The sequence below is a fragment of the Streptomyces sp. BBFR2 genome (assembly GCF_044497305.1).
Lineage (GTDB): Bacteria > Actinomycetota > Actinomycetes > Streptomycetales > Streptomycetaceae > Streptomyces.
In genome coordinates, this window is the sequence record NZ_CP172415.1 from 1578720 (window position 1) to 1599658 (window position 20939).

A 20939-nucleotide genomic window follows, 5' to 3' on the forward strand; every position below is an offset into this window, starting at 1 on the left:
GCGACTCCGTCATGCCGCCCGTCCTTGTGCCGGTCATCGTAGCTGCACCCCGCTCGTCGCCACACCCTGTCACCGCGATGTCACCGTGTACGTAGCGGCAAACGCGGGAGGGGGCCGGAAGGTTCCCCCGCCACGCGTCGCGCCACGTCCGCGGCCACCGTGCTCAGCACCCGGTGATCCTCTTCCGCTTCCATACTGGACGCACCGTCACCTGGTGCGCATCCACTGCTCCATGACCGACAACAGATGATCGGTGTCCACCGGCTTGGTGACGTAGTCCGAGGCACCGGACTCGATGCTCTTCTCCCGGTCACCCTTCATCGCCTTGGCGGTCAGCGCGATGATCGGCAACCCCGCGAACTGCGGCATCCTGCGGATCGCCGCCGTCGTGGCGTAGCCGTCCATCTCCGGCATCATGATGTCCATCAGCACCAGGACGACGTCGTCGTGCTGCTCCAGCACCTCGATGCCCTCCCGGCCGTTCTCCGCGTACAGCACCGACAGGCCGTGCTGCTCCAGGACGCTGGTCAGCGCGAAGACGTTCCGGATGTCGTCGTCGACGATCAGTACCTTCTCGCCGTGGAAACCGCCGCTCGCGGCCGTCTCCACCAGATCCTGGCCGTTGCCGAGCCAGGGCTCCGCCGCCTGCCGCGGCGGCGCCGGGCGCTCGGGCGCCGCGCCCTCGGACCGCGGCGGAGCGGGCAGCTCCGCCCGGCGCGCGCCACCGGTCAGCCCGCGCCGCCGGCGGCGGGCGAGCGCGGAGGCCGACGCCTGCTCCTCGGCCTCCCGCGCCGCCTCCTCGGCCGCCTGCCGCCCGACCTCGGTCTCGCGCGCCTCGGCGTCCATCGCCAGGCCCCCGGCCACCAGCGCCGGGTAGCCCTGCGGCGGGAGGCCGCCCGGGTTCTGCGGCAGGTACAGCGTGAAGGTCGAGCCGCGGCCCGGTTCGCTCGCGGCGTGGATCTCGCCGCCCAGCAGCCGCGCGATCTCCCGGCTGATCGACAGGCCCAGGCCCGTACCGCCGTACTTCCGGCTGGTCGTGCCGTCCGCCTGCTTGAACGCCTCGAAGATCACCCGCATCTTGCTGGACGCGATGCCGATACCGGTGTCGGTGACCGAGAAGGCGATCATCTCGGCGTCCGGGTCCCGCAGCGAACCGTGCTCCAGGAGCTGTTCGCGGATGGCCACCGGGACGTCCGCCCCGGCCGGCCGGATGACCAGCTCGACGTTGCCGCTGTCGGTGAACTTCACCGCGTTCGACAGGAGGTTGCGCAGCACCTGCAGCAGCCGCTGCTCGTCGGTGTGGAGGGTGGACGGCAGATCCGGCGAGACCCGGACGGCGAACTCCAGGCCCTTCTCCGCGGTCAGCGGCCGGAACGTCGCCTCGACGTAGTCGACGAGCTGGACCAGCGCGATCCGTGTCGGCGAGACGTCCATCTTGCCCGCCTCGACCTTCGACAGATCGAGGATGTCGTTGATCAACTGGAGCAGATCGCTGCCCGCCCCGTGGATCGTCTCGGCGAACTCCACCTGCTTCGGGGAGAGATTCCCCTCGGCGTTGTCGGCCAGCAACTTGGCGAGGATCAGCAGGGAGTTGAGCGGCGTCCGCAGCTCGTGCGACATGTTCGCCAGGAACTCCGACTTGTAGCGCATCGAGACCGCGAGCTGCTCGGCGCGCTCCTCCAGGACCTGCCGTGCCTCCTCGATCTCGGTGTTCTTCACCTCGATGTCACGGTTCTGCGCCCGCAGTTGCTCGGCCTTCTCCTCCAGCTCGGAGTTGGACAGCTCCAGCGCCTTCTGCCGGCTCTCCAGCTCGGCGGAACGCTCCTTCAACTGCTCGGTCAGCTCCTGCGACTGCTTCAGCAGCACCTCGGTCTTGGTGTTGACCGAAATGGTGTTGACGCTCGTCGCGATCATTTCGGCGATCTGGCTGAGGAAGTCCTTCTGGATCTGGGTGAACGGCTGGAACGACGCCAGCTCGATCACGCCGAGCACCTTGTCCTCGAAGAGCACCGGCAGCACGATCACATTGGCCGGCGGCGCCTCCCCCAGCCCCGACGCGATCTTCAGATAGCCGGAGGGCACGTTCTCCACCAGGATCGTGCGGCCCTCCTCGGCGGCCGTCCCGATCAGCGTCTCGCCCGGCTTGAACGTCGTCGGCATCCCGCCCATCGCGTAGCCGTACGACCCCATCAGCCGCAGCTCGTACGCGCCGGCCTCGCCGCCGTCCGCGCCCAGCTCCCGCTCGTCGGGCCGGGCGGCGAGGAAGAACGCGCCGTGCTGGGCGGAGACCGCGGGCGACAGCTCGCTCATGATCAGCGTGGCGACGTCCTTCAGATCCCGCCGGCCCTGCATGAGGCCGGAGATCCGGGCGAGGTTGCCCTTGAGCCAGTCCTGCTCCTCGTTGGCGAGCGTCGTCTCGCGGAGCGTGGAGATCATGGTGTTGACGTTGTCCTGGAGCTCCAGGATCTCCCCGGCCGCGTCGACGTCGATCCGGACGTTGTGGTCGCCGAGGGTGACCGCCGCGGCGACCGCGGCGATGGCCCGCACCTGACGGGTGAGGTTGCCCGCCATCTCGTTCACCGACTCGGTCAGGTCCTTCCAGGTGCCGGCCACGCCCCGCACCTGCGCCTGACCGCCGAGCTGGCCCTCCGTACCCACCTCGCGGGCCACCCTGGTGACCTGCTCGGCGAAGGACGACAACTGGTCGACCATGGTGTTGATGGTGGTCTTCAGCGCCAGGATCTCGCCCCGCGCGTCCACGTCGATCTTCTTCGTCAGATCGCCCTTGGCGACCGCGGTGGTGACCATCGCGATGTTGCGGACCTGGCCGGTGAGGTTGTTGGCCATGGAGTTCACCGACTCCGTGAGGTCCTTCCACGTCCCCGCGACACCGGGTACGCGCGCCTGGCCGCCCAGGATGCCGTCGGTGCCCACCTCGCGCGCCACCCGCGTCACCTCGTCGGCGAACGACGAGAGCGTGGTGACCATGGTGTTCACGGTGTCGGCGAGCTGCGCGACCTCGCCGCGCGCCTCGACGGTGACCTTCTTCGTCAGGTCACCGTTGGCGACCGCCGCCGAGACCTGCGAGATGTTCCGCACCTGGATCGTCAGGTTGTTGGCCATCAGGTTGACGTTGTCGGTGAGGTCGAGCCAGATGCCGGTGGCGCCCGGCACCCGCGCCTGACCGCCGAGCTGCCCCTCGGTGCCGACCTCACGGGCGACCCGCGTGACCTGCTCCGCGAAGGACGAGAGCTGATCGACCATCGTGTTGACGGTGGTGACCAGTTCGAGGATCTCGCCCTTGGCGTCGACGGTGATCTTCTTCGACAGATCGCCGTCGGCCACCGCCGTCGTCACCTCGGCGATGTTGCGCACCTGCGAGGTGAGGTTGTTCGCCATGCCGTTGACGGACTGGGTGAGGTCCTTCCACGTACCGCTGACGCCCTGCACCTCGGCCTGGCCGCCGAGGATGCCCTCGGTACCGACCTCCCGGGCCACCCGGGTCACCTGCTCCGCGAACGACGAGAGCTGGTCCACCATCGTGTTCAGCGTGTTCTTCAGCTCCAGGATCTCGCCCCGGGCATCCGCGTCGATCTTCTGCGACAGATCACCGCGGGCCACCGCCGTCGCGACCTGCGCGATGTTGCGGACCTGCGCGGTGAGGTTCCCGGCCATGCCGTTCACCGAGTCCGTCAGGTCCCGCCACACACCGGCGACGCCCGGCACCTGCGCCTGGCCGCCCAGCCGCCCGTCGGTGCCGACCTCACGGGCGACGCGGGTGACCTGCTCGGCGAAGGCGGAGAGCTGATCGACCATCGTGTTGATGGTGTTCTTCAGCTCCAGGATCTCGCCGCGCGCGTCCACATCGATCTTCTGCGACAGGTCGCCGCGCGCCACCGCCGTCGTCACCTGCGCGATCTGCCGCACCTGCGAGGTGAGGTTCCCCGCCATGAAGTTGACGGAGTCGGTCAGCTCCTTCCAGGTGCCGCTGACGCCGTCCACCCGCGCCTGACCGCCCAGCCGGCCCTCCGTACCGACGTCCCGGGCCATCCGCGTGACCTGGTCGGCGAAGGACGACAACTGATCCACCATGGTGTTCACGGTGTTCTTCAACTGGAGCATCTCGCCGGAGACGTCGACGGTCACCTTCTGCGAGAGATCACCGTTGGCGACCGCGGTCGTCACCTGCGCGATGTTGCGGACCTGGCCGGTGAGGTTACGGAAGGCCGTGTTCACCGAATCGGTGAGGTCCTTCCACGTCCCCGCCGCACCCGGCACCGCCGCCTGGCCGCCCAGCTCACCCTCGACGCCGATCTCCCGCGCCACCCGCGTGACTTCCGCGCCGAACGCGGAGAGCTGGCCCACCATCGTGTTGACGGTGTTCTTCAACTCCAGCATCTCACCGGCGACATCGACCGTGACGGTCTGCGACAGATCACCGTTGGCCACCGCCGTGGTCACCTGCGCGATGTCCCGCACCTGCGCGGTGAGGTTACGGAACGCGGTGTTCACCGAGTCCGTCAGGTCCTTCCAGGTGCCCGCCGCGCCCGGCACCTGCGCCTGACCGCCGAGCTGCCCCTCGGCCCCGACCTCGTTCGCCACCCGCGTCACTTCGTCCGCGAAGGTCCGCAGCGTCTCGGTCATGGTGTTCATCGTGTCGGCGAGCTGCGCCACCTCGCCGCGGGCGCTGACCGTCACCCGCTGCGACAGATCGCCGTTCGCGACGGCGGTGGTGACCTGCGCGATCCCGCGCACCTGCGCCGTGAGGTTGCCCGCCATCAGGTTGACGGAGTCGGTGAGGTCCTTCCACACCCCGGCGACACCGGGCACCCGCGCCTGACCGCCCAGCTCGCCCTCGGTGCCGACCTCCCGGGCCACCCGCGTCACCTCGGACGCGAACGACGAGAGCTGGTCCACCATCGTGTTGACGGTGTTCTTCAGCTCCAGCATCTCGCCCTCGACGTGGACGGTGACCTTCCGTGAGAGGTCACCCTTGGCCACCGCCGTGGTGACGAGAGCGATGTCCCGCACCTGCGCGGTCAGCCGCGCCGCCATCGTGTTGACGGACTCCGTGAGGTCCTTCCACGAACCCGACATACCGCGCACCCGCGCCTGGCCGCCGAGCTTGCCCTCCGTACCGACCTCACTGGCCACCCGCGTGACCTCGTCGGTGAACGCCGAGAGCTGGTCGACCAGACCGTTGACCGTCCGCCCGACCTTCAAGAACTCCCCGCGCAGCGGATGCTCCGAGGAACTGTCGGAACTGCGCGACCGCAGATCCATCCGCTGTTCCAGATCGCCCTCGGACACCGCCGACAGCACCCGCCCCACCTCGGAGACGGGCCGTACGAGATCGTCGACGAGCGCGTTGGACGCGTCGATCGCCGCCGCCCAGGAGCCCTCGCAGGCCCCGACCTCCAGGCGCTCCGTGAGCTTTCCCTCACGTCCGACGACCCGGCGCACCCGCGCCAGCTCGCCGGTCAGATGCAGATTGCGGTCCGCGGCCTCGTTGAAGACCGCCGCGATCTCCGCCATGATCCCGTCGCCGGAGACCGTGAGCCGCTTGCGGAAGTTGCCGTCCCGCATCGCGACCAGCGCGACCAGCAGCCTGTTCAGAGCCGCCGTGTCCACCTCGGTCGTCCCGCCGTTCCGGGCTCGTCCGCCTTTCGCGCGCGTGCTTGCGCCCCGCGCCGCTGCGCCAGACTCCACCGTGTCCCTCCCGCAAGGGTCGACCGTTCCCGGGCTTTCTCCTGATGCCTGCCCAGTGTTTCACCATGGCCCAACCAGGCCATAACAGTTCGGCAGCATCGCATACCGTCCCTGGGCACGATCGGGGCGGAATCACCCGTGACCGGCATCCGCAGCCGCGGCGAAGGTAAGTAACCTGGCACAGGGCTGTCCACCCGCACGGCTTCCCGCCCGAGACGGTGGTACACGCACGACAGGTAATCGGAGGGGCGCCGCAGGTATGGGGGACCAGATCACCGAAACACGCATGAGGAGACCAGTGATCACCGCGCGGGCCGCCGCCACCTTCGAGCCGGTCGGGCGCTCCGTCGCCCAGGCCCGTGCGTTCGTCCGCGACACCCTCCAGGGCTGGGGCTACGGCGACATCGTCGACGACGCCGTCGTCCTTACCAGTGAACTGGTCACCAACGCCGTCGTGCACGCCGGAACCGCCGCCGACGTCCTGTGCCTGCGGGAGGACAGCGGCGTCCGCATCTCCGTCGCCGACCGCTACCCGGAGCGCGAGATCCCGCTCCAGAACACCGGCCGTGTCCTGGTCCACCCCGACCGCGAGGGCGGCCGCGGCCTGCTGCTGTGCGGCGCGCTCGCCGCCCGCTGGGGCGTCGAGTACTCCCCCGACCGCAAGTACGTCTGGTTCCGCCTCGACCTGCCCGAGCGTCCGGCGGGCACCCGCTCCGCCGGCCCCGCCCTCCCCGTCGACGCCCTGCCGGTCGCCGACCACCGTGTCCGCGTCGCCGTCATCCAGATCGACCGCGGCGGCTGCGTCAGCGCCTGGAACGACGACGCCCGCGGCCTCTTCGGCTACGACGCCGACCAGGTCGTCGGCAAACCCCTCACCGACATCGCCGCCTGGCCGCACACCCCCGGCACCGGCACCGGCATCGCCGAGGCCCTGCGCCTCTCCCGCTGGGAGGGCTCCTACGGCGTCCGCGGCGCCGACGGCCGGGTCCTGCCCGTCTACGCCTCCCACCTGCGGGTCCGCGACGCCGACGGCGAGGCGTCCACGGTCTGCCTCCTCGTCCGCGACCACGAACGCGCCGTCCTCCAGAGCCCGACGCGCACCCCCGCCCCGGACGCCGCCTCGCAGACCTCCCGCGCCGACGGCCGCCCGTCCGACCCGTTCGAGGTCTTCATCGGCTCCCCCGCCCCCGACGACCTCGACGGACTGCTCCAGCGCACCGTCGAGCGGGCCCGCGACATGCTCGACGGCGACGCCGCCTATCTGCTGCTCGCCACCGACGACGAGACGGAGCTGGAGGTCCGCGCCTCCACCGGCCTGCCCTCCGCCCGCCAGCGCTTCGCCCGCGTCCCCGTCGAGACCGGCTCGGGCCGCTACGGCTCCGCCCGGATGCCGTCCGTCCACGAGGACCTCACCGCCGTCCCCGGCGCCGTCCCCCTCCTCAACGGCACGGGCATGCGCTCCGTCGTCACCGTCCCGCTGAAGGTCGAGGGCCGCCTGACCGGCTCGCTCGGCGTCGCCGCGGAGAGCGCCGGCCGCTACACCAACGAAGAGGCGCTGCGCCTGCAGTTCGCCGCCGACCGCATCGCCCTCGCCGTCGAACGGGCCCGCCTGACCGAGCTGGAAAAGCTCCGCCGCGGCTCCCTCTCCTTCCTCGTCGAGGCGTCCGACCTGCTCGCCGGCACCCTCGACCGGGATCAGACACTGGCGTTGATGGCCCAGATGACGGTCCCCACCCTCGCCACCTGGTGCGCCGTCTACACCGTCGCCGACCAGGCGTCCGAGCCCGAGCTGTCGTACGTCCTGCACGAGGACGAGGACCGCATCGACGGCCTCAAGACCCTGCTGAGGAAGGTCGCTCCGCCGGAGCCGGTGCCCACCCCGGGCGCCCGGGTGTGGACCGCCCCCACCGACGCCGCCCACGACGCCGCGCTGCGCACCTCCCTGCGCAGCCTGGGCCTCGGCGACTCCGCGCGGCCCTCCACCGGCCCCGGCGCCTCCCTCGCCACGGCCTCGGCGGTCGGCGGCGAGACCGTCGTCCTGCCGCTGGTGGCCCGCAACCGCGTCATCGGCATGCTCACCCTGGGCAAGCCCACCGAGGAACACTTCCGCCAGGAGATCCTGGAGCTGGCCGAGGACCTCTCCCGCCGCGCGGCCCTCGCCCTCGACAACGCCCGCCTGTACTCCGAGCGCACCGCCATCAGCCAGTCCCTCCAGCGCAGCCTCCTCCCGCCGGAGCTGCCGGACGTCCCCGGCGTCGAGGTGGAGGTCATCTACCGCGCGGCCGGCGAGGGCAACGAGGTCGGCGGCGACTTCTACGACCTCTTCCCCATCCGCGACGGCGCGTACGGCTTCGCCATCGGCGATGTCTGCGGCACCGGCCCGGAGGCCGCCGCCGTCACGGGCCTGGCCCGGCACGCCCTGCGCCTCCTCGCCCGCGAGGGCTTCGGCGGCCCCGCCGTCCTGGAACGCCTCAACGCCGCGATTCTCGACGAGGGCGCCCGCAGCCGCTTCCTCACCCTCCTCTACGGCGAGCTGTGGCCGCAGGAGGACGGCAGCGCCCTGCTGAAGGTGGTCTGCGCCGGCCACCCCCTCCCGCTCCGCCTCCGCCAGGACGGCACCGTCGAACCGGCCGCCGAACCTCAGCCCCTCCTCGGCGTCATGGACGACCTCGAACTGTACGAACAGACCGTCACCCTCGACCCGGGCGATGTCCTGCTCTGCGTCACCGACGGCGTCACGGAGCGCCGCGAGGGCACCCGCATGCTCGGCGACGACGGCCTCACCGACGTCCTGACGACGTGTACGGGCCTGACCGCGGGCGCCGTCGCCGCCCGGGTGCTGCGCGCCGTGGAGCGCTTCGCGGCGGAGCCCGCCTCGGACGACATGGCGATCCTCGCGATGCGCGTCCCCGGAATTCCCCCCGCACAGCCGTAGCAGGCCGGTGTCTTTCCCGCCCGATCCCGGGCGGGAAAGACACCGGCCCTCACCACATGCAAAAAGGCCCCCGCCGATATGGCGGGGGCCTTTTCTTCTGAGCCCCAATACGGAATCGAACCGTAGACCTTCTCCTTACCATGGAGACGCTCTGCCGACTGAGCTATTGGGGCGAGCCAGCGGAATAGATCATACATGACCTGCGCCGAAGCTCCGAATCGCACACGGCCACTCCGGTACACATCCGGCGACCCGTCACAACGCGGGCTGCAGCAATCCCCCGAGCGCATTGCAGGCCCCCACCATCCGGTGCAGTTCCCGCCGCCCCATTCCCGCCCGCAGCGGCAATGCCAGCGTCTCGTCCACGGCCCGCTCGGTCTGCGGCAGGAACACCTCCCGCCGCAGCCCCGGCATGCGGTACACGGGCGCCTGTACGGGAATCCGGCAGGCGACGCCTTTGGCCCGCAGCGCCCGCGCGAAGGCGTCCCGGTCAGGGCGGCCGTTACCGGGCACCCGCACCACATACTGCTCGTAGGTGTGGCCCACGGCGGGCGCCGGCGTCTCCACACCCTTCAGCCGCCCGTCGAGGTACGCCGCGTACGACCGCCGCCGCTCAACGCCCTCCGACGCCGCCCCCGGCTCATCCACGACCAGCACCAACAGCCCGTGCCGTCGCCCGAGTTCCCGGATCCAGCCGTCATCGGCCCGCCGCCCGAAGCGGTGTATGGCGACGACGGCGGAGGTACGGGACGTCACCACGTCGGCCACGGCGGCGGGATCGAGGCAGTAACTCTCACCGTCGACATCGGCGAAGACGGGCAGCGCGCCCAACTCCACCACCGCCTCGGCCACTTCGGCGTTGCCGTACGCCGGCACCACGACCTCGTCACCAGCGCGCACCCCGGCCGACTTGAGCGTCTCCACTGTCCCCATGCCGCGGATCCTGGCGACGCAAAGTGAACGAGGCGTTACGCGCACACGGCCATTTGTGGCTGAACGCAAAAATGCTCCGGTCCCCGCAACCTGTACTGGTTGCGGGGACCGGAGCTAAAAATTGTTCGGCGGCGTCCTACTCTCCCACAGAGTCCCCTCTGCAGTACCATCGGCGCTGAAAGGCTTAGCTTCCGGGTTCGGAATGTAACCGGGCGTTTCCCTAACGCAATGACCACCGAAACACTATGAAGTTAACCAACCCGGCACAACACAGGTCGTTACTTCAGAACCTACACAGTGGACGCGAGCAACTGAGGACAAGCCCTCGGCCTATTAGTACCAGTCAACTCCAACCGTTACCGGTCTTCCATATCTGGCCTATCAACCCAGTCGTCTACTGGGAGCCTTACCCCATCAAGTGGGAGGGAGCCCTCATCTCGAAGCAGGCTTCCCGCTTAGATGCTTTCAGCGGTTATCCTTTCCGAACGTAGCCAACCAGCCATGCCCTTGGCAGAACAACTGGCACACCAGAGGTTCGTCCGTCCCGGTCCTCTCGTACTAGGGACAGCCCTTCTCAAGACTCCTACGCGCACAGCGGATAGGGACCGAACTGTCTCACGACGTTCTAAACCCAGCTCGCGTACCGCTTTAATGGGCGAACAGCCCAACCCTTGGGACCGACTCCAGCCCCAGGATGCGACGAGCCGACATCGAGGTGCCAAACCATCCCGTCGATATGGACTCTTGGGGAAGATCAGCCTGTTATCCCCGGGGTACCTTTTATCCGTTGAGCGACGGCGCTTCCACAAGCCACCGCCGGATCACTAGTCCCTACTTTCGTACCTGCTCGACCCGTCAGTCTCACAGTCAAGCTCCCTTGTGCACTTACACTCAACACCTGATTGCCAACCAGGCTGAGGGAACCTTTGGGCGCCTCCGTTACCCTTTAGGAGGCAACCGCCCCAGTTAAACTACCCACCAGACACTGTCCCTGATCCGGATCACGGACCCAGGTTAGACATCCAGCACGACCAGAGTGGTATTTCAACAACGACTCCACAACCACTGGCGTGGCCGCTTCACAGTCTCCCACCTATCCTACACAAGCCGAACCGAACACCAATATCAAGCTATAGTAAAGGTCCCGGGGTCTTTCCGTCCTGCTGCGCGAAACGAGCATCTTTACTCGTAGTGCAATTTCACCGGGCCTATGGTTGAGACAGTCGAGAAGTCGTTACGCCATTCGTGCAGGTCGGAACTTACCCGACAAGGAATTTCGCTACCTTAGGATGGTTATAGTTACCACCGCCGTTTACTGGCGCTTAAGTTCTCAGCTTCGCCATGACGAATCATGACTAACCGGTCCCCTTAACGTTCCAGCACCGGGCAGGCGTCAGTCCGTATACATCGCCTTACGGCTTCGCACGGACCTGTGTTTTTAGTAAACAGTCGCTTCTCGCTGGTCTCTGCGGCCACCACCAGCTCACGGAGAAAATCCGATCACCAGCAATGGCCCCCCTTCTCCCGAAGTTACGGGGGCATTTTGCCGAGTTCCTTAACCATAGTTCACCCGAACGCCTCGGTATTCTCTACCTGACCACCTGAGTCGGTTTAGGGTACGGGCCGCCATGAAACTCGCTAGAGGCTTTTCTCGACAGCATAGGATCATCCACTTCACCACAATCGGCTCGGCATCAGGTCTCACCCTCAAATGTCATCCGGATTTGCCTAGATGACGGGCTACACCCTTACCCCGGGACAACCACCGCCCGGGCTGGACTACCTTCCTGCGTCACCCCATCACTCACCTACTACAAGTCTGGTCCGTCGGCTCCACCACTCCCCTTCACCCGAAGGATCCAGGGCGGCTTCACGGACTTAGCATCGCCTGATTCGATGTTTGACGCTTCACAACGGGTACCGGAATATCAACCGGTTGTCCATCGACTACGCCTGTCGGCCTCGCCTTAGGTCCCGACTTACCCTGGGCAGATCAGCTTGACCCAGGAACCCTTAGTCAATCGGCGCACACGTTTCCCACGTGTGTATCGCTACTCATGCCTGCATTCTCACTCGTGAACCGTCCACAACTCGTTTCCACGGCTGCTTCACCCGGCACACGACGCTCCCCTACCCATCACCACACCCGTTAGGGCTCATATGGCAATGACACGACTTCGGCGGTGTGCTTGAGCCCCGCTACATTGTCGGCGCAGAATCACTTGACCAGTGAGCTATTACGCACTCTTTCAAGGATGGCTGCTTCTAAGCCAACCTCCTGGTTGTCTCTGCGACTCCACATCCTTTCCCACTTAGCACACGCTTAGGGGCCTTAGTCGATGCTCTGGGCTGTTTCCCTCTCGACCATGGAGCTTATCCCCCACAGTCTCACTGCCGCGCTCTCACTTACCGGCATTCGGAGTTTGGCTAAGGTCAGTAACCCGGTAGGGCCCATCGCCTATCCAGTGCTCTACCTCCGGCAAGAAACACACGACGCTGCACCTAAATGCATTTCGGGGAGAACCAGCTATCACGGAGTTTGATTGGCCTTTCACCCCTAACCACAGGTCATCCCCCAGGTTTTCAACCCTGGTGGGTTCGGTCCTCCACGAAGTCTTACCTCCGCTTCAACCTGCCCATGGCTAGATCACTCCGCTTCGGGTCTTGAGCATGCTACTAAAACGCCCTATTCGGACTCGCTTTCGCTACGGCTCCCCCACACGGGTTAACCTCGCAACATACCGCAAACTCGCAGGCTCATTCTTCAAAAGGCACGCAGTCACGACATGCAAGCAAGCTTGCATGCGACGCTCCCACGGCTTGTAGGCACACGGTTTCAGGTACTATTTCACTCCGCTCCCGCGGTACTTTTCACCATTCCCTCACGGTACTATCCGCTATCGGTCACCAGGGAATATTTAGGCTTAACGGGTGGTCCCGCCAGATTCACACGGGATTTCTCGGGCCCCGTGCTACTTGGGTGTCTCTCAAGCAAGCCGTCAATGTTTCAGCTACGGGGGTCTTACCCTCTACGCCGGACCTTTCGCATGTCCTTCGCCTACACCAACGGTTTCTGACTCGCCTCACAGCCGGCAGACTGTGAAAGAGAGATCCCACAACCCCAACCACGCAACCCCTGCCGGGTATCACACGTGACTGGTTTGGCCTCATCCAGTTTCGCTCGCCACTACTCCCGGAATCACGGTTGTTTTCTCTTCCTGCGGGTACTGAGATGTTTCACTTCCCCGCGTTCCCTCCACACTGCCTATGTGTTCAGCAGCGGGTGACAGCCCATGACGACTGCCGGGTTTCCCCATTCGGACACCCCCGGATCAAAGCTCGGTTGACAGCTCCCCGGGGCCTATCGCGGCCTCCCACGTCCTTCATCGGTTCCTGGTGCCAAGGCATCCACCGTGCGCCCTTAAAAACTTGGCCACAGATGCTCGCGTCCACTGTGCAGTTCTCAAGCAACGACCAGCCACCCGTCACAATCCGCCGAAGCGAATCTTTACCGGGGCCGGCATCGCGAAGGTTCAGACTCGAAAGTCCGTACCCTCAGATACCCAACAGCGTGCCCGACACAATCAGATGACCCTCACGTTCCACGCCGAAGCAGTACTAATGACAATCAACCGAGTGTGCCGAGTAGTCAACGTTCCACCCATGAGCAACCAGTGCAAGACATTCGCTCACAAACTGGCCTCTGAACCAGCCCCGAAGGACCAGCCTAGAAGTGCTCCTTAGAAAGGAGGTGATCCAGCCGCACCTTCCGGTACGGCTACCTTGTTACGACTTCGTCCCAATCGCCAGTCCCACCTTCGACGATTCCCTCCCACAAGGGGTTGGGCCACCGGCTTCGGGTGTTACCGACTTTCGTGACGTGACGGGCGGTGTGTACAAGGCCCGGGAACGTATTCACCGCAGCAATGCTGATCTGCGATTACTAGCGACTCCGACTTCATGGGGTCGAGTTGCAGACCCCAATCCGAACTGAGACCGGCTTTTTGAGATTCGCTCCACCTCGCGGTATCGCAGCTCATTGTACCGGCCATTGTAGCACGTGTGCAGCCCAAGACATAAGGGGCATGATGACTTGACGTCGTCCCCACCTTCCTCCGAGTTGACCCCGGCAGTCTCCTGTGAGTCCCCATCACCCCGAAAGGCATGCTGGCAACACAGAACAAGGGTTGCGCTCGTTGCGGGACTTAACCCAACATCTCACGACACGAGCTGACGACAGCCATGCACCACCTGTACACCGACCACAAGGGGGCGACCATCTCTGGCCGTTTCCGGTGTATGTCAAGCCTTGGTAAGGTTCTTCGCGTTGCGTCGAATTAAGCCACATGCTCCGCCGCTTGTGCGGGCCCCCGTCAATTCCTTTGAGTTTTAGCCTTGCGGCCGTACTCCCCAGGCGGGGAACTTAATGCGTTAGCTGCGGCACGGACGACGTGGAATGTCGCCCACACCTAGTTCCCAACGTTTACGGCGTGGACTACCAGGGTATCTAATCCTGTTCGCTCCCCACGCTTTCGCTCCTCAGCGTCAGTATCGGCCCAGAGATCCGCCTTCGCCACCGGTGTTCCTCCTGATATCTGCGCATTTCACCGCTACACCAGGAATTCCGATCTCCCCTACCGAACTCTAGCCTGCCCGTATCGAATGCAGACCCGGGGTTAAGCCCCGGGCTTTCACATCCGACGTGACAAGCCGCCTACGAGCTCTTTACGCCCAATAATTCCGGACAACGCTTGCGCCCTACGTATTACCGCGGCTGCTGGCACGTAGTTAGCCGGCGCTTCTTCTGCAGGTACCGTCACTCTCGCTTCTTCCCTGCTGAAAGAGGTTTACAACCCGAAGGCCGTCATCCCTCACGCGGCGTCGCTGCATCAGGCTTTCGCCCATTGTGCAATATTCCCCACTGCTGCCTCCCGTAGGAGTCTGGGCCGTGTCTCAGTCCCAGTGTGGCCGGTCGCCCTCTCAGGCCGGCTACCCGTCGTCGCCTTGGTAGGCCATTACCCCACCAACAAGCTGATAGGCCGCGGGCTCATCCTTCACCGCCGGAGCTTTCCACCACCAGACCATGCGGTCGGTGGTCGTATCCGGTATTAGACCCCGTTTCCAGGGCTTGTCCCAGAGTGAAGGGCAGATTGCCCACGTGTTACTCACCCGTTCGCCACTAATCCACCACCGAAGCGGCTTCATCGTTCGACTTGCATGTGTTAAGCACGCCGCCAGCGTTCGTCCTGAGCCAGGATCAAACTCTCCGTGAATGTTTCCCGGTAATCCGGGTGAACACACACGGGAGCGGAACCATCGGAGGAATAGTCCGATGGTTCACAGCGTCCTCGCTGTGTGTGCCACCGTCACCCTGTGGGTTTTGGTGGGCTTTCAAAGGAACCTCGTTCCGGCCTGCTGGCCGGTAACGGGGTATCAACATATCTGGCGTTGACTTTTGGCACGCTGTTGAGTTCTCAAGGAACGGACGCTTCCTTTGTGCCTGTTTCACCAGGCTCTCCGGGCGCTTCCCTTCGGTCTTGCGTTTCCGACTCTATCAGATCCTTTCGGTTCTGATTTCCGCCGGTGCGGTCGGGCCTTTCGGCTTTTCCGCGTTTCCAACCTTACCAGATCCGCTGGGCGTTTCCGGCCCCCTGTTGGAGCGGGGTGGCCTTCGGCTTTCGCTTTCCGGCCTTTCCGACTCTAGCAGATCCGATTCTCACCGTTTCCGGCCCGAATTCGTTTCCGATTACCCGTCGGAGGGGTTTTGCCTTTCGGCTGATCCGACTTTATCAGATTTCTCCGGGTCGGAATTCCCGCCGTTTCGGGAGGGTGCTCCGTACGCGCGCGGCGTGCGGGGCTTCCCGTTCAGGCGGAGCCGCAAACCTACTGGAGCGGGGCGCCCGGATGCAAATCCGGGCGCCCCGCTCCACGGGCGTGCCTGTCGGCGGCCGTACCTGTCAGACCTCGACGACCACGGGAAGGATCATCGGGCGGCGACGGTAGTTGTCCGACACCCACTTGCCGATCGTGCGGCGGATGAGCTGCTGGAGCTGGTGCGGCTCGACGACGCCGTCCTGGGCCGACCTGGCCAGGGACTCGTCGATCTTCGGGATGACGGCGGAGAACGCCGAGTCGTCGATACCGGAGCCGCGGGCCTGGATGTGCGGGCCTCCGACGATCTTGCCGGTGGTGCTGTCCACCACCACGAAGACCGAGATGATGCCCTCGTCGCCGAGGATGCGGCGGTCCTTGAGGTGGGTCTCGGTGACATCGCCGACCGAGAGCCCGTCGACGTACACGTATCCCGCCTGCACCTTGCCGACGATCTTCGCGACGCCGTTGACCAGGTCGACCACGACGCCGTCCTCGGCGATCACGATCCGGTCCTTCGGGACGCCGGTCAATGCGCCCAGCTCGGCGTTGGCGCGCAGGTGGCGCCATTCGCCGTGCACCGGCATGAGGTTCTTCGGCTTGCAGATGTTGTAGAAGTACAGCAGCTCGCCGGCCGAGGCGTGGCCCGAGACATGGACCTTGGCGTTGCCCTTGTGGACGACGTCGGCGCCCCAGCGGGTCAGGCCGTTGATCACGCGGTAGACCGCGTTCTCGTTGCCCGGGATCAGGGACGACGCGAGGATCACCGTGTCGCCGGGGACGATCCGGATCTGGTGGTCGCGGTTGGCCATCCGGGACAGCGCCGCCATCGGCTCGCCCTGGGAGCCGGTGCAGACCAGCACGACCTCGTCGTCCGGCAGGTCGTCGAGGGTCTTGACGTCCACGACCAGGCCCGCGGGGACCTTGAGGTAGCCCAGCTCACGGGCGATGCCCATGTTGCGGACCATCGAGCGGCCGACGAAGGCGACCCGGCGGCCGTACTCGTGGGCGGCGTCGAGGATCTGCTGGATGCGGTGGACGTGGCTGGCGAAGCTCGCCACGATGATGCGCTTCTGCGCGTTGGCGAAGACCGTGCGCAGGACGTTGGAGATGTCCCGCTCCGGCGGGACGAAACCGGGGACCTCGGCATTGGTCGAGTCGGTGAGGAGCAGGTCGATGCCCTCCTCGCCGAGCCGGGCGAAGGCCGGCAGGTCGGTCAGCCGGCGGTCCAGCGGGAGCTGGTCCATCTTGAAGTCGCCGGTGTGCACCGCCATGCCCGCGGGGGTGCGGATGGCGACCGCGAGGGCGTCCGGGATGGAGTGGTTGACGGCGATGAACTCGCAGTCGAAGGCGCCGATCCGCTCCCGGTGGCCTTCCTTGACCTCCAGGGTGTACGGGCGGATGCGGTGCTCCTGGAGCTTCGCCTCGATCAGCGCGAGGGTCAGCTTGGAGCCGATCAGCGGGATGTCCGGCTTCTCCCTCAGGAGGTAGGGGACGCCGCCGATGTGGTCCTCGTGGCCGTGCGTGAGCACGATGCCGTCGATGTCGTCGAGCCGGTCCCTGATGGACGTGAAGTCCGGCAGGATCAGGTCGATTCCGGGCTGCTCCTCCTCGGGGAAGAGCACTCCGCAGTCGACGATCAGCAGCCGGCCTCCGTACTCGAAGACCGTCATGTTGCGGCCGATCTCCCCCAGACCGCCGAGAGGCGTGACCCGCAGGCCGCCCTTGGGGAGCTTCGGGGGACGGCCGAGTTCGGGATGCGGATGACTCAAAAGACTCTCCTCACCACGCGCGCCACGCTGCCGTCGGGGCACGTGGCGCGCATGACATTCGTGCACTTGCTGTGGGGCGGTTAAGGGCCGTTTTCAGTTATGAAGTCTGTGCTCAGAGCTGTACCCCGCCGGCGGCGAGGTCCCGCGTCAACTGCTCCGTCTCCTCGGGGGCCAGCTCGACCAGCGGCAGGCGCAACGGTCCGGCGGGCAGCCCCTGGAGGCCGAGGGCCGCCTTGGCGGTGATGACGCCCTGGGTGCGGAACATGCCGGTGAAGACCGGCAGCAGCTTCTGGTGGATCTCCGTCGCCTTGGTGACGTCACCGGCGAGGTGGGCGTCGAGGAGTGCGCGCAGCTCGGGGGTGACGACGTGGCTGACGACCGAGACGAAGCCGACGGCGCCGACGGAGAGCAGCGGGAGGTTGAGCATGTCGTCACCGCTGTACCAGGCGAGGCCGGAGCGGGCGATGGCCCAGCTCGCGCGGCCGAGGTCGCCCTTGGCGTCCTTGTTGGCGACGATCCGGGGGTGCTCCGCCAGCCGGACGATCGTCTCGGTGTTGATCGGGACACCGCTGCGGCCCGGGATGTCGTAGAGCATCACCGGCAGGTCGGTGGTGTCGGCGATGGCCGTGAAGTGCCGCAGGAGCCCTTCCTGGGGCGGCTTGCTGTAGTACGGCGTGACCGCGAGAAGACCGTGGGCACCGGCGTCCTGCGCGGCGCGGGCCAGCTCGACGCTGTGCCGGGTGTCGTTGGTGCCGGCTCCGGCGACCACGAAGGCACGGTCACCGACGGCGTCGACCACGGCGCGGACCAGTTGGGCTTTCTCCGCGTCGCTGGTGGTCGGGGACTCTCCGGTGGTGCCGTTGACGACGAGGCCGTCGTTGCCTGCGTCCACCAGGTGGGCGGCGAGCCGCTGCGCGCCGTCGAGGTCGAGTGCGCCATCCTCCGTGAACGGCGTGACCATCGCGGTCAGCACGCGCCCGAACGGGGTCTGCGGTGTGGAAGTCGGAGCCATGGGTCCCACGCTACTCGTAGCTCACCGCTGGTCGCGCCTCCGGGGAGTCAAGGATGTGGACTCCGGCACTGCCTGCTCGGGGGTTCAAGCAGTGCCGGGTCCGTTTCTTCAGCGTAGATGAAGTTCTCAAAATGCTGCAATACGGACACCTCCGGGGTGGGCCGCCGGAGGGTCCGCGCCGCAGGTCGGCGCCTTACGGGGCGATGCGGCCGTTGGCGTTGAACGCGCCGTACGTGAGCGGCATCAGGCGCGCCCAATGGGCCTCCATCCGCTCGCCGACCATCTCGATCTCGCGCTGCGGGAAGGACGGGACCTTCGCCTGCTCGTGCTGGGTGCGCAGCCCGAGGAAGTGCATCAGGGAGCGGGCGTTGCAGGTGGCGTACATCGAGGAGTAGAGGCCGACGGGCAGGACCGCGCGGGCGACCTCGCGGGCGACACCGGCGGCCAGCATCTCCTGGTAGGCGGCGTACGCCTGGCGGTAGGCGTCCTCCATGGCGCGGCCGGTCAGCTCGTGCTGCTCGGTGGTGCCCTCGACGAACTCGTACTTGCCGGGGCGGCCCTGCTGGACGAGCTTGCGGTCGGCGCCGGGGACGTAGAAGACCGGGTCCAGGCGGCGGTAGCGGCCGGACTCCTCGTTGTACGACCAGCCGACGCGGTGGCGCATGAACTCGCGGAAGACGAAGATCGGGGCGCTGATGAAGAAGGTCATGCTGTTGTGCTCGAACGGGCTGCCGTGCCGGTCGCGCATCAGGTAGTTGATCAGGCCCTTGGAGCGCTCCGGGTCCTTCTGCAGCTCGTCGAGGGACTGCTCGCCGGCCGTGGAGACGCGGGCCGCCCACAGCACGTCGCTGTCCGCGGCGCTGTGCTTGACCAGCTCGACCGTCACCTCGCTCCGGAAGCGGGCGGGCTCGCTGTCGGAGCTGTCAGGGCCCTGGGGGCTCTGCGTGCTCGCGGCGGGGGTCTGGGACACCGGCGGTTCCTTCCGTTCGTTCCGTGCGCGTCCAGCCTACGGCCCGCCACTGACAGCGCGGGAAATCCCGCCTGATGCGGCGTTAGCAGGCAAAAGGGACCCCGGTGTCCGGAGGGGGCGGAGCCGTTGATATTTTTCACAGAAGTTACTGGAAACGGGCACCAAACGGACGCCACAGACGTCTGACTCTGTGAAAGTGCCCACTTCGAGGTTCCTAGGAGAGCCCCAGATGTTCCGCCGGCGTGAGCCCGTCCCGTTCGCCTTCGTCGCCGAGGCAGACCGGTTCCGCAGCAATGTCACTCCCCCGCCCCGCGAACGCGCCTCACGCTCCCAGCTCGCGGGCCGCACGTTGATGACCCTGACGCTGATGGGCGGCCTGGCCGGCTCCCTGCTGCTCGGACTTCCCGCGCTCCAGCAGGAGAGCCCCGGCGCCGCCACCACGCATCAGTCCGAGGCCGCGCACCGCTGAGCCGCGGGGCCGGCAGCCGTTGACCACGGGGCCGGGGCCGCCCGTGCCCGAGGGCACCGGTGGCCCCGGCCCCGTCCGGCAGATAGCCTCACCGGATCACCGCTTTCGTCAGTGCCCTGAGTGAGGATCAGCCGTGCCCCTGCCCTTCCTGACGGCCGACCGCGACCTCGACGCCGGCAACCGTCCGGCGGCTCCGCCGTTGCCGCATGAGGCGCCCGAGGTCTGGCGGCGGCCCTACCGCCCCGGCCCCTGGCGGGTCGGTATCTCGGCGGTGGCCCTGCTGCTCGCGTCGTTCGTCCTGCTCTCCGCGATGATCATCGGCTTCGCCGGTTCGCCGGCGGGTGCCGTCACCTGCGTGGCCGTGGCGCTCGTCGTCATCGGTCTGGCGCTGCGGCTGCTGCGGGTGGGCGTGTGGGTCAGCTCGCACGGGCTGCGGCGGGTCGGTCTGTTCGGCACGGTGACCGAGGCGTGGAGCGTCACCGGGGCGCTGCGGACGGTCCAGCAGCCGGTGCGCTGGCTGGGACTGCCGCGCACGGTGCAGGGGCAGGCGCTGGTCGACCGGCGGATCTCCGGTACGTCGCGGGTGCTGCTCACCGATCACGACGCCGACTTCCTCGGCCGCCCGGAGGCGTTCGAGCGGGCCGCCGACGTCCTGGAGGCGTGGGCCGCGGAATACCGCAGGTAGCGGAGTACGGACGACGGCGGCGCCCGGCCGGGGAGTGTTCCCGGCCGGGCGCCGCCGTCGTGTGTGCCGTGAGCGGGCGGGCCCGCGGCCGTACGGCGTGATCGCGAGCCATCGGACCCGGTCAGGTACGGGCCGGGGTCCCGTCGTGGAGGGCGATGGCGCGCTGCATGGCCTTGCGGGCGCGCGGGGTGTCGCGGGCGTCGTGGTAGGCGACGGCGAGGCGGAACCAGGCCCGCCAGTCGTCGGGCGCCGCCTCCGTCTCGGCCTGCCGCCGGGCGAAGACCGCGTCGGCGGCGTCCCGGTCGATGCGGCCGCCCGGGGTGCGGGCGAGCGCCTCGTCCTCGGCGCCGTCGCCCTCCTCGGCCGCCAGCTCCCGGCCCAGACGGTGGGCGTCGCGGGCGAAGCGGGTGTTGTGCCAGAGGAACCACGCGCCGATGACCGGCAGGACGAAAGCTATGGCGCCCATGCCCATCGCGGCCGGCTCCCCGGTCAGCAGGAGCAGGACGCCTTCCATCGCGACCACGCCGAAGACCAGCACCAGCACGGTCGCGAGGAAGAAGTAGGTGATCTTTCCGCCCATGAC

General features: G+C 66.9%; 9 protein-coding genes, 1 tRNA gene and 3 rRNA genes. 3 read left to right on the forward strand and 10 right to left on the reverse strand.

The window, feature by feature from the left end; all coding sequences use genetic code 11:
* Nucleotides 1-207 precede the first annotated feature (207 nt).
* Nucleotides 208-5709, reverse strand: coding sequence for a HAMP domain-containing protein (locus tag ACGH2B_RS05520; RefSeq protein ID WP_399084964.1), 5502 nt, complete (start codon nucleotides 5707-5709; stop codon nucleotides 208-210).
* A 259-nt stretch (nucleotides 5710-5968) separates the two neighbouring features.
* Here ACGH2B_RS05520 and ACGH2B_RS05525 point away from each other — a divergent pair, with 259 nt between their 5' ends.
* The gene (locus ACGH2B_RS05525; protein WP_399084967.1) at nucleotides 5969-8644 is read left to right on the forward strand and encodes a SpoIIE family protein phosphatase; all 2676 of its coding nucleotides are present in this window, start codon (nucleotides 5969-5971) and stop codon (nucleotides 8642-8644) included.
* A 100-nt stretch (nucleotides 8645-8744) separates the two neighbouring features.
* Here the strand turns inward: ACGH2B_RS05525 and ACGH2B_RS05530 are convergent.
* From ACGH2B_RS05530 to thyX, 8 genes are all read right to left on the reverse strand, one after another.
* Nucleotides 8745-8817, reverse strand: a tRNA-Thr gene (locus ACGH2B_RS05530).
* An 82-nt stretch (nucleotides 8818-8899) separates the two neighbouring features.
* Entirely contained in the window at nucleotides 8900-9577 is a 678-nt protein-coding gene (locus ACGH2B_RS05535) for a DegT/DnrJ/EryC1/StrS family aminotransferase (RefSeq protein ID WP_399084970.1), read from the reverse strand.
* Between the two features lie 123 nt (nucleotides 9578-9700).
* Nucleotides 9701-9817: ribosomal RNA gene (gene rrf / locus ACGH2B_RS05540) — 5S ribosomal RNA — on the reverse strand.
* 73 nt (nucleotides 9818-9890) lie between these two features.
* Nucleotides 9891-13012, reverse strand: a 23S ribosomal RNA gene (locus ACGH2B_RS05545).
* Between the two features lie 309 nt (nucleotides 13013-13321).
* Nucleotides 13322-14850 (reverse strand): 16S ribosomal RNA (locus ACGH2B_RS05550).
* Together the 16S, 23S and 5S rRNA genes form the textbook arrangement of a ribosomal RNA operon.
* Before the next feature lie 684 nt (nucleotides 14851-15534).
* Nucleotides 15535-17220 carry a ribonuclease J gene (locus ACGH2B_RS05555; RefSeq protein ID WP_399084973.1) on the reverse strand — a complete coding sequence of 562 codons (1686 nt, stop codon included), beginning with the start codon at nucleotides 17218-17220 and terminating at the stop codon, nucleotides 15535-15537.
* Nucleotides 17221-17332: 112 nt separating this feature from the next.
* The gene (gene dapA, locus ACGH2B_RS05560) at nucleotides 17333-18232 is read right to left on the reverse strand and encodes a 4-hydroxy-tetrahydrodipicolinate synthase (protein ID WP_399084976.1); all 900 of its coding nucleotides are present in this window, start codon (nucleotides 18230-18232) and stop codon (nucleotides 17333-17335) included.
* Between the two features lie 193 nt (nucleotides 18233-18425).
* Complete coding sequence (gene thyX / locus ACGH2B_RS05565) at nucleotides 18426-19202, reverse strand: FAD-dependent thymidylate synthase (protein WP_399084979.1); 777 nt, start codon at nucleotides 19200-19202, stop codon at nucleotides 18426-18428.
* Between the two features lie 229 nt (nucleotides 19203-19431).
* Here thyX and ACGH2B_RS05570 point away from each other — a divergent pair, with 229 nt between their 5' ends.
* Both ACGH2B_RS05570 and ACGH2B_RS05575 read left to right on the forward strand, forming a co-directional pair.
* Entirely contained in the window at nucleotides 19432-19671 is a 240-nt protein-coding gene (locus ACGH2B_RS05570) for a hypothetical protein (RefSeq protein WP_399084982.1), read from the forward strand.
* A gap of 133 nt (nucleotides 19672-19804) precedes the next feature.
* Nucleotides 19805-20356, forward strand: a complete 552-nt coding sequence (locus ACGH2B_RS05575) for a hypothetical protein (protein ID WP_399084985.1) — start codon at nucleotides 19805-19807, stop codon at nucleotides 20354-20356.
* A gap of 121 nt (nucleotides 20357-20477) precedes the next feature.
* Here ACGH2B_RS05575 and ACGH2B_RS05580 read toward each other — a convergent pair whose 3' ends face one another.
* Nucleotides 20478-20936 (reverse strand): hypothetical protein, encoded by a 459-nt coding sequence (locus ACGH2B_RS05580; RefSeq protein ID WP_399084988.1) that lies wholly within the window; start codon nucleotides 20934-20936, stop codon nucleotides 20478-20480.
* Between the last annotated feature and the right edge of the window lie 3 nt (nucleotides 20937-20939).

Excerpts from the sequence above, each read along its gene's own strand:
- ACGH2B_RS05525 (WP_399084967.1), top strand. The coding sequence starts at position 5,969 with ATGGGGGACCAGATCACCGAAACACGCATGAGGAGACCAGTGATCACC.
- ACGH2B_RS05535 (WP_399084970.1), bottom strand. The coding sequence starts at position 9,577 with ATGGGGACAGTGGAGACGCTCAAGTCGGCCGGGGTGCGCGCTGGTGAC.
- dapA (WP_399084976.1), bottom strand. The coding sequence starts at position 18,232 with ATGGCTCCGACTTCCACACCGCAGACCCCGTTCGGGCGCGTGCTGACC.
- ACGH2B_RS05570 (WP_399084982.1), top strand. The coding sequence starts at position 19,432 with ATGTTCCGCCGGCGTGAGCCCGTCCCGTTCGCCTTCGTCGCCGAGGCA.
- ACGH2B_RS05580 (WP_399084988.1), bottom strand. The coding sequence starts at position 20,936 with ATGGGCGGAAAGATCACCTACTTCTTCCTCGCGACCGTGCTGGTGCTG.